At 66.1% G+C, this 16051-nt stretch carries 8 protein-coding genes and 1 pseudogene; 6 read left to right on the forward strand and 3 right to left on the reverse strand.

From position 1 onward, the window contains the following. Positions 1-13: 13 nt before the first annotated feature. Both QQZ14_RS11830 and QQZ14_RS11835 read left to right on the forward strand, forming a co-directional pair. Positions 14-3373 (forward strand): DEAD/DEAH box helicase family protein, encoded by a 3360-nt coding sequence (locus tag QQZ14_RS11830; protein WP_284534508.1) that lies wholly within the window; start codon positions 14-16, stop codon positions 3371-3373. Continuing rightward, on the forward strand, positions 3370-5634 hold the full coding sequence (locus QQZ14_RS11835) for a KAP family P-loop NTPase fold protein (RefSeq protein WP_284534509.1): 2265 nt from the start codon (positions 3370-3372) through the stop codon (positions 5632-5634). Before QQZ14_RS11830 ends, QQZ14_RS11835 begins: the two co-directional genes overlap by 4 nt. A gap of 156 nt (positions 5635-5790) precedes the next feature. Here QQZ14_RS11835 and QQZ14_RS11840 read toward each other — a convergent pair whose 3' ends face one another. Together QQZ14_RS11840 and QQZ14_RS25405 are read right to left on the reverse strand one after the other, a co-directional pair. Further along, positions 5791-7200 carry a hypothetical protein gene (locus QQZ14_RS11840; protein WP_284534510.1) on the reverse strand — a complete coding sequence of 470 codons (1410 nt, stop codon included), beginning with the start codon at positions 7198-7200 and terminating at the stop codon, positions 5791-5793. A 30-nt stretch (positions 7201-7230) separates the two neighbouring features. Then, positions 7231-7320: pseudogene (locus QQZ14_RS25405) on the reverse strand (SEC-C metal-binding domain-containing protein); the annotation flags it as partial. A 175-nt stretch (positions 7321-7495) separates the two neighbouring features. Here QQZ14_RS25405 and mobF point away from each other — a divergent pair. After that, positions 7496-10099: a MobF family relaxase gene (gene mobF, locus QQZ14_RS11845; RefSeq protein ID WP_284534511.1), complete on the forward strand. Its 2604-nt coding sequence runs from the start codon at positions 7496-7498 to the stop codon at positions 10097-10099. On the opposite strand, the gene QQZ14_RS11850 is transcribed toward mobF, so the two are convergent. Next, positions 10051-10761, reverse strand: a complete 711-nt coding sequence (locus tag QQZ14_RS11850) for a helix-turn-helix domain-containing protein (protein ID WP_284534512.1) — start codon at positions 10759-10761, stop codon at positions 10051-10053. The two genes, mobF and QQZ14_RS11850, sit on opposite strands and share 49 nt — an antisense overlap. 108 nt (positions 10762-10869) lie before the next feature. Between QQZ14_RS11850 and QQZ14_RS11855 the strand changes: the two genes are divergently transcribed. Genes QQZ14_RS11855 through QQZ14_RS11865 form a run of 3 tightly spaced genes read left to right on the forward strand, consistent with a single transcriptional unit; the run spans position 10870 to position 16000 of the window. Next, the gene (locus QQZ14_RS11855; protein ID WP_284534513.1) at positions 10870-11118 is read left to right on the forward strand and encodes a helix-turn-helix domain-containing protein; all 249 of its coding nucleotides are present in this window, start codon (positions 10870-10872) and stop codon (positions 11116-11118) included. A gap of 5 nt (positions 11119-11123) precedes the next feature. Next, a complete protein-coding gene (locus QQZ14_RS11860; RefSeq protein ID WP_284534514.1) occupies positions 11124-11405 on the forward strand; it encodes a hypothetical protein in 282 nt (93 codons plus the stop codon). Positions 11406-11419: 14 nt separating this feature from the next. Continuing rightward, a complete protein-coding gene (locus tag QQZ14_RS11865; RefSeq protein ID WP_284534515.1) occupies positions 11420-16000 on the forward strand; it encodes a sacsin N-terminal ATP-binding-like domain-containing protein in 4581 nt (1526 codons plus the stop codon). Positions 16001-16051 lie beyond the last annotated feature (51 nt).

The raw sequence follows: 16051 nt of genomic DNA on the forward strand, positions 1-16051 counted from the left end.
TCGATTCGGCAGGATGCCTCTCGTGGGTAACTTCGACTTCGTCCGCCAGACGCTGCCGTCACTCCATGACGACTGCGCCCGCGCCGAGTCGTACCTGACGTCGGATCCTCGCTCCGCGTGCTTCTACAGCCGTCGGGTCGTCGAGGAGCTCGTCGGCTACCTCTACGACGTCCTGTCGCTGCGGACGCCGTACCGCGACGACCTCGCCGCCAAGATCGGTGACCCCGCGTTCAAGGCGAAGGTGCCGCAGGGCATCACGCAGAAGCTGACCGCGATCCGTCGCATCGCAAACACCGCGGTGCACGAGAACCGCCAGATCCGCCCCGACCTGTCGCTCGCGGTCCTGCGCGAGCTGTTCAACGTCGTGGTGTGGACGTCCTACCACCACTCACCGTCTCCCGACGTGGTGCCGTTGCAGGCGCAGTTCGACCCTGCACTCGCCGCCAAGGCCGCACCGCTGTCGCGCGCGGAGGTCGCTCGGCTGGCCGAGAAGTTCAGAGAGCAGGACGAGGCCCACGCCCGCGCCTTGGCCGAGAAGGACGAACGCCTCGCTCGGCACGAGGCAGAGATCGCGCGGTTGAAAGCGCAGATCGCCGCGGCTCAGGCAGCAGCCGCCCCAGACACCCGCGACTACGACGAGGCCGCGGCTCGCGACCTGTTCATCGACGTGCTGCTGAACGAAGCCGGCTGGGAGCTGGTCGAGGAGCGTGACCGCGAGTTCGAGGTCACGGGCATGCCGAACGCCGAGGGCAGGGGTTTCGTGGACTACGTGCTGTGGGGCGCAGACGGCCTTCCACTGGCCGTGGTTGAGGCCAAGCGCACCGCGAAGTCACCGGACGTGGGTCAGCAGCAGGCCAAGCTGTACGCCGACTGTCTTGAGAAGCAGTTCGGCCGGCGGCCGGTGATCTTCTACACCAACGGCTACGAGCACCGGATCTGGGACGACGCCGGGGGCTACCCGCCCCGCGAGACCCAGGGCTTCTACACCCGCGACGAGCTCGAACTGCTCATCCAGCGCCGTCGGACCAAGCTGCCACTGTCGAGCGCTCCGGTGAACACCGACATTGCCGGTCGGCCTTATCAGGTCCGGGCGATCAAGGCGGTCAGCGACGCGTTCGACCGCAAGCAGCGCGAGGCGCTGCTGGTGATGGCGACAGGGTCAGGCAAGACCCGCACCACCATCGCACTCGTCGATCTGTTGCAGAAGGCGAACTGGGTCAAGCGGGCGCTCTTCCTCGCGGACCGCACCGCGTTGGTCAATCAGGCCGCGAACGCGTTCAAGGAGCACCTGCCCGGCTCGACCACGGTGAACCTCGTGACGGAGAAGGCCGTCGAGGGCAGGGTCTACGTGTCGACGTACCCGACGATGATGAACCTGATCAACGAGGTCGACGGCGGCCTGCGCAGGTTCGGTCCCGGCTACTTCGACCTGATCGTCATCGACGAGGCCCACCGCTCGGTCTATGCCAAGTACGGCGCGATCTTCGACTACTTCGACTCACATCTCGTCGGCCTGACCGCGACCCCGAAGGACGAGGTCGACCACAACACCTACCGGCTGTTCCACCTCGAGGACGGCGTACCCACCGACAACTACTCGCTCGACGAGGCCGTCGAGGCGGGCTATCTCGTGCCCCCGAAGGGTATCAGCGTCGGCACCCAGTTCCTCCGCTCGGGCATCAGGTACGACGACCTCACCGATGAGGAGAAGGACCAGTGGGATGCGCTGGACTGGGGTGAGGACGGCCCGCCCGACGAGGTCGGTGCCGAGGAGCTCAACCGGTTCCTGTTCAACGAGGACACTGTCGACAAGGTGCTCGAGACCCTGATGATGCAGGGGTACAAGGTCGCCGGCGGCGACCGGCTTGGCAAGACGATCATCTTCGCCAAGAGCCAGAAGCACGCGGAGTTCATCGAGAAGCGCTTCAACCTCGCCTATCCCGAGCTCGCCGGCCATTTGGCTCGCGTCATCACCCACGGCACGCCGTACGCCCAGTCCCTGATCGACGACTTCTCGATCAAGGACAAGGCGCCGCACATCGCGATCAGCGTCGACATGCTCGACACCGGCATCGACGTACCCGAGGTCGTGAACCTCGTGTTCTTCAAGATGGTGCGCTCGAAGTCGAAGTTCTGGCAGATGATCGGCCGCGGCACCCGGCTGTGCCCCGACCTGTTTGGCCCCGGCGAGGACAAGCAAGACTTCCTCGTCTTCGACTTCTGCGGCAACCTCGACTACTTCAGCCAGGACCTCCCCGGCTCCCAGGGTCAGATTCAGAAGTCACTGTCCCAGCGGCTCTTCGAGGCGCGCATTGGGCTCGTGATCGCCCTCGGCGACGCCGAGCCTGAGCTCCGATCGTCCACGAAGGAGAACTTGCACGAGGTCGTCGCAGGCATGAACCTCGACAACTTCCTGGTCCGACCGCACCGGCGATTGGTCGAGAGGTACGCGTCAGCGGAAGCCTGGGGCAGCATCGTGCCGGAGGACACCGAGGGACTGCTCACGCTCGCCGGGTTGCCGTCATCGGTCCGAGACGACGACGAGGACGCCAAGCGTTTCGACCTGCTCATCCTGCGCCGCCAGCTCGCTCAGCTCGACGGCGACGCCGTCCTGGCCGAGCGGCTCCGCGAGACCGTGCAGCGTATTGCCGCCGCGCTGCTCGGCAAGACCGCGATCCCCAGTGTTGCGGAACAAGCCGTCCTGCTGGAGTCTGTGGCCGGTGACGAGTGGTGGATCGACGTCACCATGCCGATGCTGGAGCTAGCGCGACTCCGTATCCGCGGACTCGCGCGGTTCATCGAGAAGACGGCCCGCAACCCGATCTACACCGACTTCGAGGACACCCTCGGCGAAGGGGTCGAGGTCACGCTTCCCGGCACGACGCCTGGGACGAACTTCCAGCGCTTCCGCGCCAAGGCCGAGGCCTACCTGCGCGAGCACCTCGACAACCTCGCCCTCCAGCGACTCCGCCGGAACAAGCAGCTCACGCCCGAGGATCTGACGGCGCTGGAGGAAATGCTCGTCGCCTCCGGCGGCCAGCAGGTCGACATCGCCTGGGCTACCGAGCAGGGCGGGGGCCTTGGGATCTTCGTCCGCAGCCTTGTCGGACTCGACCGCGCCGCGGCCATCGATGCCTTCGAGACCTACCTCGACGGGACCAAGTTCACCGCTGACCAGGTCCGGTTCGTCAATCTCATTGTCGATGAGCTCACCCGGAACGGCGTCATGGAGCCGGCTCGCCTGTTCGAGTCGCCCTACACCGACCACGCCCCCACCGGCCCGGACTTCTTCTTCCCTGACGCCGACGTCGACGTCATCGTCGAGACCCTGGACAAGATCAAACGGACCGCCGTGCCGGAGGAGGTGGCATGAGGTTCGGCCAGAAGAAGGCGAGCGCGGTCCGCACACCTCGAGCGCTCGAGCGCAAGACACAGTCTCTCTACGCTGACGACGCAGACGGCCTGGAACGTGACGTACTGAATCGGAAGCGATTGGCTACCCAGTTGGCGCGCGCGATTCGCGACCTGGCCGAAGAGACCGAGAGCGCCGTCGTGGGCCTCGTTGGTCCGTGGGGATCAGGGAAATCCAGTTTGCTGGGCCAGATCGAGACCGAACTGGCCAACAGCGACTGGTACATGGGGCATCACAACCCGTGGGCCTACTCTGACTTCGCCGGCTCCGCGGCCGGCTTCTTCGCTTCCCTCCGCGACGCCGTCCCTGAGGATGTCCTCGGCAAGGAATGGCGCGCGATTGTCGGCGAGTGGGTTTCGAAGGCAGCACCGCTCGGCGCGGCTGGCGGGGTCGCGGGCGTTGACGGATCGGGAGCGATCGGAGCTGTCGGGGCTGTCATCACGGGAGACCGAAGTCCGGCCCGACTACGGGAGTCCGCCGCAAACGGTCTTGCCAAGATCGATCACCCCGTTCTGATGGTGCTTGACGACCTCGACCGCTTGGCGCCAGACGAGCTGCTTTACACGTTCAAGCTCGTGCGGCTCCTCGGCCGATTGCCGAACGTCTACTACTTGCTTGCGTACGACGAGGCGACTCTGACAGATCTCCTGGAGGCGACCGATCTCGTGGGGAGGGGCTCGGGCCGCGCTCAACAGTATCTAGAGAAGATCATCCAGGTCCGCCTTGAGATCCCTCCCATGTTGCCGGAGCAACAGGCCGCATTGGCCAACGCGGCGATCGATGAGATCTGCGCAAGGCGAGGAATCACGCTCACGGCCGGCACGAACCGACGGATGCAGCGAATCTGGCAAGACTGCCTGACGATCTACCTGGACCAACCGCGGTCAGTGAAGCGCCTATTCACCCAGGTCGATGCGACCTGGCCCGACGTCTCAGGAGAGGTCGACTTCTCGGACTTCGTCGCCGTGACGTTCCTGCGTGTCTTCGAGCGTCCGATCCTGGACCTCCTTGTGGGCCACCGCGCCGAGATCCTTCAGCAGCCCTCCGCCTTCAGTTTCGGAATGCGTCACGAATCGCCGCAGGACCGATGGGCGCGTTGGAAGCAGCGGATCGCCGATGCCGAGCCACGACACCCCGCTGCGATCGAGAACCTACTGGCACACCTGTTCATCTACATCCGGGGCGCCAAGGAAGGCACGCAATACGTCGGCTCGTCCTACCAAGAGGACGTGACTCAGAGGATGGGAGTCGGCACCTCCGAACACTTCGACCGGTACGTCCAGGTAGGTGTTCCGGAGTCGGATCTGGCTGAGTCGACCGTCAGGGCGGCTGCTGACGAGCTGCGAGCCGGACAGCTGGGTCCCGCGACTACGGAGCTCGTGCGGCGAATGCGCGGGGATGCCTCGCCCGCCCTGCGCAAGTTGCGCCGAGAACACCGGGCGTCGCCGTTGCCCGCGTCGACGACTCTCCCTCTGCTTGCCAGCATCTATCTGCCGGCGATGGACCAGAAGAGCGGCGCGTTCGGGCTGTCTCCCGACTTCAGCATCATCGGTCTCGCAGTGGACGTGCTCGACCAGACCGAGGCGTCGACTGCTGTGCCCTTGGTCGAGGCGTTAGCACATTCGGACACAGCGTCGCTTGCACTCGCTGCGGACATCGTGCGGATGGGATTGAAGGAATCCGACACCCCGCACCCTTGGGCATCGCAAGCGAAGGCTCCCGTCGCCGACGCTCTGACCGCCGGGATCAGGTCGTTCGCTAGCCAGCCCGCCCGGTCTCATCCTCGTCTCTTGTCCTTTCTGTATGCGCACCTCCATCTCGCCGAGCCCGCAAACACCCGTGAATTGGTGTGGGAGGCCATCGACTCAGGCGCATGGGACCTGAAGGAGGTACTCGGGCTGTTGATCCCGCTCGGGCAGGCGAGCAACGGCGAAGACTCCTGGACATCGATGGGCGACTTCTCGGAGAGCACCGTCGAGGACCTGCTGGGCGTTGACGAGGTGCTGGACCGTATGCCACAGCAGCCCGAGCTTCTCGATCGGCACAACCCGGATTCGTACTTCGATCGGCGCGTGGACGCCGACGATCTAGATGCGAGAATCGAATACGCGCTGACCGGGCTGGAGCGCGTGCGGGCCCGACGCCGCCAAGAGGCTAAAGCAGCCGAAAGCAGGCAAGCGCCGACTCTCGCCGGTGACAGCGATCAGGAGCCGGGCGACTGATCCCTTACGTCTTGCGACCTTCTCTTCAAGAACCAGTCTCGACTTTGCCTTCCGGAACTCCCCTGATGGTCAGTCACAACGATCAGCGAGCCGCGATGGACCTTCCTGCTTGCAGCTTGTCGACCTCTCGAGATGGTCGAAGACGAAACCACTGGACTATCGACGAGATCTCCGGGCGGTCACAAACAGATATGCAGCTTCCCTGCGCGCGTTGATCCGCGCGCCTAGGTATGGAGCGATGCCGCCGGCCACACCGAGCGCGCCCGCAGCTACAGGCAGGAGCCCGCCGGAAATCGCGCCTAGAACGAGGCTCGCGACGCCCAGCCCAGCAGGAACGGCGGCCTGCCATGCCCTGTCCGACCTCGCCGTCCTTTCCAAGCGGCGGGAGGCCCCCTCCAACTCGTGGGCAAGCGCGGTGAGTGCGTCCGTCCGCTCGCCGGGCGTGCGCGCGGTCACCAATGATGCCCGCACCTGGCGCCGAAGATCCTCAACAGCGTCTTCATTCTGGATCACCTTGACGAGCTCACGCCCAGCGAGGTCTGGGAGTTGCGGCACGTCCGCCCACACCGCGGCATGCGCCGGTCCAGAGTCCCGTCCCCGCTTGTTTCGTGCGAGGAGGCGGGCCTCAAACATCGAAGCGCTGACGAACTCAGCCCCAAACACGTCGGCCGTGACAAGTCGCTCGTTTGTCCGCTGCACGTAGTAGCTGACAGCGTCGTCCGACACCTGCTTGATCCACGGCCCGTAGTCGTAACCGGGGTCGTAATGCTGGAGCATCTTGGTCGTGAAGCGGCCGTCTGCGGTGAGCGACTCGGCATCGATGTGTCCGTGGAGCCAGAACTTTTCCGCGACCGTCGAAAGGTCGTCGGCGACCCGCACGAACAACGCTTCCCTCGCCGTCGGTCCTTCGATGATCAGCTGATCGCGAACCCACGAGACGAGCGAGGGGTCCTTGAGGTCAAGTGCGGTGAGTGCTGCGGCCCCCGCGCCGTTCACTGCCATCGCGACGCCCACCGGAACAGGGATCACCAGACCAGTCTCGATCAGCTCCGCGATCGCGAGCTGCTTGACCGCCGCCCGGCTCAACGATCGGTTGGTTCCCCGACGAAGAAGTACCTCGAACACCCCGTCGGGCATGGCCACATGATCCGCAAGCAACAGGGTTCGCCCGATAAACGCCGCTGGGTCGAGTTCCTCGTTCCACAGAATGGACGGCTTCGGGTCGGTAGCAGCCAGAGCGTTGACCGTACGCAGCGACTCCGCGGCCAAGTAAAACAATCCCTGCTTGATTTCATCGGCGGGCTCTGACTCGTCGGCCGGATGTGCGGCGATATGGCGTATCACTTCGGCCCGCAATCGACCAAGATCCCGCGGGCGTAGCGGAGGGTCGGAGGTCTTGGCGACTGCGACCAGCTCCTGGTCCCAACTGGTGTAGGTGATCGGCTTGGCTGTTGGCTCACCAGTGGGCATCGTGAGTGGAGCGCCACCATCGGGAATCGACATCGCGTCGTGAGCGAGGACCGACCCCGGGCTGATGTAGGTCCCGTCGTCGGGATCCTCGGGCACAGGTGCGCCGGACTGAGAGGCGGGTCGATGGTTGCCGTGGCAACGCTTGTACTTGCGACCCGAACCACACCAGCAGTCCTCGTTGCGTCCTAACGGCGACAACGGATCCAACCGATTCACCTCCTCAGCTCACGCACCATCGTTCCGGACCTGACTGACATTCACCGACACCACGCCAGTACCACTCGTCAACGGTCATTGCTGGCTCCCGAATCTGCCCTCCCCATCGGCCCTCTCAACCTCCTCAAGACCCGGCACGCATGCTACGAAGTTTCGTAGCGGGACGGGCGCTGATGTGGCCGCTGACCTGCGGTTATGCGGTCGTCGACGGTTGTTGATGGAGGCGGTTCGGGTGCATGGCGGGATGAAGATCTACCGCGGCGCTGCGGCCGCCGCGCGGCACTACGTCGAGGCCGATCGCTCCCGGGCCGACGACTACTACCTCGCCGAAGGCAGCGGGGTCGCGATGCACTTCGCGGCGACTCGGGACAGCGTCGAGCGGCGCGCCGATATGGATGGCAAGACGTACGAGCGATGGGTCGCCGGATACGACGTCGACACCGCTCTCGCGAGGGGGCGGCTTCGGAAGGACGAGAAGGGCGTCCGGTTCGTTGAAGTCACGGTCAATGGGCCGAAGACCTGGTCGCTCGCGGCAGCGCTTCACATCGAGATCGCGGAGGCGTACCACGCGGCCCAGAGGGCTGCGGCCGAGGAAATCGTCGGGTGGCTCGCGAGTCACGCGACGACGCGAGTGGGGCCGCGCGATCGCCAGGTGCAAGTGCCGGTCGAGGAGATCGAGGCGGCCGTCGTACGCCACTTCACCTCACGAGCCGGCGACCCCCACCGGCACCTGCACCTCCAGATCAACGCCCGTGTGTTCGCGGCGGGCAGTTGGCGAGGCCTGCACACCGTCGGGGTCCGGGACAGCCTGGAGGCGATCAACGGGATCGGGCACGCGGCCGTGATGACCAGTCCGGCATTTCGCGAGGCACTCGCGCGGCACGGGTTCACGCTCGACGCCGTGACCGGCGAGGTCGTCGAGCTGGCGGCGTACTCCGGAGCGTTCAGCGCCCGCGCCAAGCAGATCGAAGCGAACATCGACTCATACGAAGCCGAGTGGCGCGCCGATCATCCCGGCGAGGAGCCCGGGCCGGCGTTGCGGCAGGCGTGGGATCGGCGGGCGTGGGCCGACGCCCGACCCGACAAGGTCGTGCCGACCAGCGGTGAGGAACTGCGCCAGCGGTGGATCGAGGAGCTGCACGAGCTCGGCTATCAGCCGCCAGCGCCAAACGCGCCGCTCTTCGCGCTGCGCGCAGGTGCGATTGATCGCGACGGCGTGGTCGACCTGGCTCTCGTCCGCCTCGGCTCCCGTCGCTCGGCATGGAATGCGGCCGATGCCCGAGGCGAGGTCGAGCGCATCATCGCGTCGAGCGGAGGAGTCGTCGACACCGCCGTGCGCCGCGAGCTGGCCGAGGACCTGACCGCCCGCGTCATCGCGGCGTCGCAGCCGCTGCTCGGCCGCTCCGACGAGCCTGAGCACGTCCGCACATTCACCTCGACGGAGGTGCTGGCCGTCGAGTACGAGATCGTCGACCGGATCATCGCCCGCGCCGAGGCCGACGCGATCACCGTCATCGAGGGCGCGGCCGGCGCTGGCAAGACCGCCCGGCTGGCCGCCACCCGGGATCGGGCGATCGCCACCGGCCGTCGGATGGTCGTCGTCACGCCGACCCTCAAGGCGGCCCAGGTGGCAGAGGGCGCGACCGGCGCAGCGTCGTACTCCGCTGCCTGGCTGCTCTATCAGCACGGCTTCCGCTGGGATGAGGACGGCCGGTGGAGCCGGGTCGAGGCCGAGCCCGACCTCGGTGCCCGGTTGTGTCGCGGGGATCTCCTTGTCGTCGACGAGGCGGGCATGGTCGACCAGGACACCGCCCGCTCGCTACTGCGTCTGGCCGACGAGACCAAGGCCCTCGTGATGCTGGTCGGCGACCGCCATCAGCTCCCTGCCGTGGGCCGCGGCGGGGTCCTGGATCTGGCGATCAGGTACGCACCTGGTCGGATGCAACAGCTCGACCGCGTGCGCCGCTTCAAGGATCCGCACTATGCCGAGCTGTCGCTCCAGATGCGGAGCGGCGTTCAGGCGGGCGAGGTGTTCGACGAACTCTTCGGCCGTGGCGAGATCGTCATCCACGCCAGTGACGCCGAGCGCACGCGGCGGCTGGCCGCCGAAGCCAGCGTTGGCAAGCTCGTCGTCGCCGACACCCGCGAGCAGGTGGCTCGGATCAACACATTCGCGCACCGGATCCGCAAGGCGAGCGGCGAGGTCGACGAGCAGCAGCTCCTGACCGCGGCGGGTGAGCGGATCGGGGTCGGCGACACGATCGCGACCCGGCGCAACGACCATGACGCCGGCGTCGCGAACCGCGAGCTGTGGACCGTCGTCTCATGTGATCGCGGCGCGCTGACCGTCCGCGGCCACGCGGGCTTGCGCGTCCTTCCGCCCGACTACGTGCGCTGTGACGTCGAGCTCGCCTACGCCACCACCGCCTACGGCGCGCAAGGCGCGACAGTCGCGGAGAGCCACGTGTTGGTGGGCGAGCACAGCGGCGCGGCGTCGGCGTACGTCGGGATGACGAGGGGCCGCGAGCGCAACGTGGCGCACCTGGTCGCCGATTCCGTCGAGGAGGCGCGCAAGCAATGGTGCGACGTGTTCGGCCGCGACCGTGCCGACCTTGGTCCGGCGCACGCGCGGGAGGCGGCGGCCGAGGCGATCGAACGGTATGGGTCGATGAAGCCCCTGTACTCCCGCCGGTCGACGCCAGCGCCACGCCGCGCTGAAGACGACTTCGGCTACCGGGCCCCGGTCCCGTCGTCCGGCAGCCCCGGCCTCGGAATCTGATCCTGCGGCGGCAGCGGCCGCGGGTCGAACCTTGTCCTTCGCTGCCGACGCGGCGGAGGAGGAGGGTTCGGAATGAACTGGTAGTCGCGGATGCGAGCGCGAGGCGCGACGAAGCCGTCCTCGAAGATGATGGAGCGCAGCCCGTCGAGTTCCAGCGGCGCAGTGGCCAGCCGGATTGCCGGGGCCCAGGCGTCGCGCACCGGGTCTGGCAAGTCGAGCTCGTCCCACAGGTCGACCAGCAGGCCGCCGTCGATCCAGCGGATCATCTGCTGGGGCAATCCGCGGCGGATCAGTTGCTCGTAGACACCGCGCCGCTCGCCCCTGTCCCGCATGGTCCACGAGCGCATGCCGGTGTTCCGGATCTCGTCGGGGATGTTGAGGGTGGCGAAGCAGGTCGGCGGCTCGACCGCCCACAGCATGTTCGGCGCCCAGAACTTCACGATGCCGGGCGGATGGTGCTCGACCCAGTCAATGTGCCCACGCAGCGTGAACTCGTAGTCCATCGCCGCCAGGATTCGCGACGCCACCTTCAGCGACGGCGACTTCACGCCGCGCTCGTATTGCGACAGCGTCGCCTGCGACGTACCCGAGATGGCAGCGAGCTCGACCTGCGTCAGACCTCGGGCCCGGCGCGCGATTCCCAGGAGGAACGAGCGGTCCATTTGGCCACGGTATATCCGATCGACTGTATTTGGCCCCTCGGCTGGCAAGCCCCGCGCACCTGCCTGTCGCCCACGATTCTCGCGGGTCTTCGACGAGTAGGAGGAACCATGAACAGCACCACCCACGACGTCCCCTTCCACGCCCGCCACGACGACGAGCTGCTCACGCTCGACGACGTCGCCGAAGTCCTGCGCACCCCGGTGAACACAGTCCGCTGGTGGCGCCAGGAGGGGACCGGGCCGGAGTTTTTCAAGATCGGCCGCCGCCTGTACACGACCGTCGGCGACCTGCGGACCTTCATCCGCACCCAGCGGCTCGCCTCCCAGCAGGTCCTCGGCAAGCCGAAGGCGGTGTGAGACGCATGGACGACCCGCGCCATGTGTTCCTCAGCGCGAGTGAGGTGATGGCGCGCTACGGCTGGGGCAAGACGAAGGGCTACCAGAACCTCAAGGACCGGTCTCTCGTCCCTGCGCCGGTGATGACGCATCCCGACCGGTGGCGGCTCGACCAACTGCTCGACTGGGAGGAAAGACGGATCGCTCTGGCCGGAGCCGCACTGCAATCCTTGGTGGCTCCCGATCGAGAGGAGGTGAACCTCAGCGACCTGCTCCCTCAATCCAAGCGAAAGCGTCGGACCGCGTGAGTAGATTCTCGACCGTGGACAACGATCTCTGGCGGTTCGAGGCAGTCGATGCTGTCGAGGCCGCGCGCGAGGTCGTTCACCATGACCCAGACATGCCTTGGGAGCGGATCCCAGTGCCAGCGGACGCCGATGCGGCATCGGCCAGCCTTGTTGCGCTGGCGGAGGAGTTCCAGAAACTGCCACCGAGCATCCGCGGGGCGCTTGGACGCGCAACGGGCAACGCGGCACAACTATCCGACGACCGGCTGCAAGGTCTCGCCGAGTTGCTGCAGAACGCCGACGACGAAGGCGCCGACGACGCGTATTTCTCGGTCGACAACGATCGCCTGCTCTTCGGGCACAACGGAAGCGACTTCACCCTGCCTGACGTTTGGGGTCTCACGATCCCGTGGCTCAGCGATAAGACGAGCCGGGCCGAGAAGCTCGGCCGATTCGGCATCGGCCTCAAGACTCTGCAGGCGCTGTCGGACACACTGGAGGGCCACAACGGCCATTTCCATCTGAGCCTTGGCCGAAGCTCCCTGCGAGCGGCCGACGCGGATCCGCGCTGGCCGAGCAAGCCGGAGGCTGCAACCACCGCGTTCGTCGTGCCCTTCCAGCACGGGGCGACCACGGAATCTGAAGTGGCCGATTGGCTCCAGTCGTGGAGCGATGCCGGGCTGCTTTTCCTGAGCTCTCTCCGCTCGGTGACCCTCTTGGACGTGCACGGGGATCCCGTGACACGCGTAAGCATCTCGGTGGGCGAGCCGGCAGTGATCGAGCTTGCTGCAGGCAGCGCTGTCCGGACCTCCGTGACGGCCGGCGATGGCCGGACTTGGCTGCGCTACTCACGAAAGGCCAAGAGCCCTGCCGGTCACCGCGCAGGCAAGTCCCACCACGACACCACTCCCGTTGCAATCGCGTTCCCGAGATTCGCCGGCGACGAGGGGCACGTCCACGTCGGTCTGCCTGTGCGATCACTCGGCGTGCCCTTCCGCTTCGCCGCACAGTTCGATCCGCTCGCCAACCGCCGGGACCTCGCCGACAGCCAGTGGAACCTCGATCTCATCGGACTCGTCGCCGACCTGTGGCTCGACGCCACACTGGACCTGTTCTCCACCGACCCCAAGAGTGCCTGGGCGGCAGTTCCACTCGACTCCGAATACGCGGACGACACCTTCACCGCGAGCCCACTCGATGAAGCAGTCGTGGATCAACTCATGACCGCCTCGCGACTCGAGTTCGCCGACAGGGTCCAACTCAAGGGCTGCAGCGGCGATCGACATCCGTTACGCGACCTTTCCTACGAGACTCCGGACCTGACCGGCATCCTGACGGACCAAGACATCCGCGACCTTGCGGAAACCGCTGATGTCATCACGTCGTTCAACCGCTCTGATGACGACAGATGGCGTGTCGTCATTGCCGACCTCGATAATCTCGGTGCTGCGACACCTGCGCTGGTGGACGTTCGCACCGCCCTGCCACTCCTCAACGCCGAAGATCGGACGATTGAGTTCGTCGCCGACCTGACCGCTGCCGCTGTCGCAGCTGCCACCGCCGATGAAGAGGAGGACGAGGATCTCGCCGACGAGCTCCTCACCTCGTCGTGCCTGGTCCTCACCGACGGCCGGCGGACCAGCCCCGAGGCCGCCAAAGGGTTGGACATTCTGCTGCCCGAGGAAGCATCCCAACTCTGGTCCTCACTGGGTATCGGCGCCCAGGTGCACACCGCCTACTCGGAACGTCCCACGTGGCCGGTGATTGCCGGATGGCTGCACGACACTGGAACGCTGCGAAAGACCGCGACGGACGCAGACGCACTCCGAGTCCTCTCCAACGCGGGGCGCAGCGACGTCGAGCTAGCTGAGCCGCTGACCGACGACCAGGCGAACGCGCTCCGCGCCGCCCTTGAATCCGTCGAAGAGTCGGCTCGCCCCGCGCTCGCCGAGGGAATCGGACGCGCGATCCGACTTGAGGCAACCGTGTACGACGCCAACGGGAAGCGCACGCAGGTATTTGCCCGGCCTGCCGACTCCTACTTCATCGAGAAGGAGCGGAACAGCTGGTCGAACGCCGCCAAGAAGACGCCCGGGCTCGTCTGGCTCCACCGACGCTATTCAGACGCCTTGCGTGCACCATCCGGCCGCGCCGGAATCGGCACGCAACGGCTCTTCCGGCTCTTGGGTGCCGAGAACCTCCCGCGTCTGGAGCTCTTCCCCGACAACGGCCTCTACTACAAGCAGTACGCGTACTACACGTCTGGCCTGTGGAAGGACGCACCGGGCTCACCGATTCGGCGCGCGCGGCAAATGAACGAGGTTGGGGCACAGTGCACGCTCGACGACCACGCCGCGCCCGACCTTGAGAAGGTACTCGCCGACATCGCGGCCGAGAGGAACGGCCAACAGCGTCGAGAGCGGGCAATTGCCCTTATCGGCTGTCTCACCCGAAGCTGGGACCGTCTCGAACCGTACTCCCGAGTCACCGCCGCGAATCCAGACAACGGTTGGATCCACAAGGGTGATGTCGACGCGTGGTGGGTCAGCCAAGCGGCATCGATCCCCTGGCTTGGCAACGGCCGAGGCCGACCGACTGCCCCCGGGGAGTTGCGAGTCAGGACTGGGACCAACGAGGCGATGTACGGCACCGACCCGGCGCTCTACCTCGCCGAGGCATACGACGCACCAGCGCATCGCGAAGTGCTGTCAGCCCTCGGGGTGAAGGGCAATCCGACTGTTGCGGCACTGATCACCAGAATCGAGGAGATCCGCACCCTGCACCAGTCTGGACAGCCCGTGAGCCCAGACGGGTCTGACGGCCACCCGATGACGGTGGAGGAAGCCGCCGATTTCGCCGCCCCGTTCTACCAAGCACTGGCCGCCGAAGTTCACGGCGGAGGCATCCAGCGCGTGGGCAACATGCAAGCCAGCGTGCTGCGCAGCCGCTTCGATCGCGGCGACGGCTTGATCATCACGAACCACGGCTGGAGACGCACCGCCCTGGCGCGATCTGGCCCCCCAGTCTTCGGAGACTTGGTCGCATTCGTGCCGGCCGTAACCGGCGCAGAACCCTTATGGAGCGCGCTGGGAGTAAGGCCCCCCACAGCCGACGATGCCAAGACCGTCATCAAGACGCTCGCAGGCACCCGATCCCTCAGCACCGACGAACAGCAGATCATGCTGGAAGCTCTACGAATCCTTGCGGACACATCTCCCGAACGCCTCGGCCAGTTGCGCCGCCAACCGGTGTATGTCGGCAACGGCTGGACAAGCAAGCGGCCCGTATATGCGGTCGAGAACCCATTGCTCGCAGAAGCGCTCAAGGGGAAGGTTGCAGTTTGGCAGCCCGGCGGGCAACTGACTCAACTCAAGTCTCTTGTCGATCCGCTCGCACTCACCCCGCTCGACGCCACCCACGCACATGTCCTCCACGAAAGCTCAGCCAACTACGACCCCGATCTCACGGATTTACTGCGGCGCGCGGTTCGTAACCTCCAGACCGACCTGACCCAGAGTGCGCCGGCATCTGCTGAGGCCATCGCTCTCACATGGGAGGAACTGTCCGACTTCCAGGTCGCTGTGCTTCCCGACCTTCGGGTCCAGGTCGCCGTGCCGGACAGCGCTGGGCACCAAGTGGCGCTGCCAGCGTGGTTGGACACCCAACGTGCGACGCTGTTCGTCAACTCCTCCGAGGACGCCAGCCGGGCCCGAAGTGGTGGATACGCAATTGCGTCCATCTTCGACACTGGCCCACGCGAAATCGGGTATGCGTGGCTCGCGGCCTGGGCTGATGCCGAGGCAGGCGCCCAGGCCGACCTCGTCGTCTCCGCAGCCGCGCGCGCTGCCGAAGAGAAGTTGCGTCGGGAGAAGAGCCAGGCGGCGCTCAACTCCCTGCCGACCTCGAAGCAGCCGGTCACTCGCTCGGCCCGAAAGCCGAAGAAGGGAACACCCAGCCAAGGGGCCACGGACGATCCCCCGTCACCGCCGAAGGCTCGCATTCTCGTCGACCCCGCCACCTTGGTCCTGCAAGACACCGCCGGGGAACTCATCACCGGCACACCTCGCGGCGAGGGAGGTACAGGTTTGTCGGGCGGGTCCGGAGCCGCCGGAACTGGGAAGCCGAAGTTGAAGGAACCGAACCGAGACAAACCCAAACAGCCCGGCGGCGGCGGCCGAGGGCCGCTCAACTACACGGCACAGGAGCGCGAGGACGCGGGGTTGGAGCTTCTTCGCATGGTTCTGGCTGGCGACGAATGCACATTGACCGATGTCCGGCACCAACCAAATGTGGGCGCCGATGCAGTCGATGATCGTGGTCGGTACTACGAACTCAAAGTTCACCAAGGAGCGATCCCCGACTCCGTGCAGCTTGAGGACAGCCAGATCCAGCGAGCGATGGCTGCGCCGGATGACTTCTTCCTCGTCCTCGTGGGCAATGTGGAGGATGGGCAGGGGAACCCCGAGGTCAGGATCATTCATGATCCGCTCCATCACCTGACTGTCCAACCACAAGGAGCCGTCCACCTCACCGGCGTCCTCTCAGCCGAGGTGGCCCGGTCGTGGGCGTTTGAGCCAGTGGGCGAGGACGACCACGAGCGCACTGACCCGGAGTAGCTCGCTCTCGGTCCACAGATCTAGCTCGCGTTGGCGCGAGAACGATCGATG

Origin of the sequence: Nocardioides sp. T2.26MG-1 (assembly GCF_950101795.1) — a bacterium.
In the GTDB taxonomy this organism is placed as follows: domain Bacteria; phylum Actinomycetota; class Actinomycetes; order Propionibacteriales; family Nocardioidaceae; genus Nocardioides.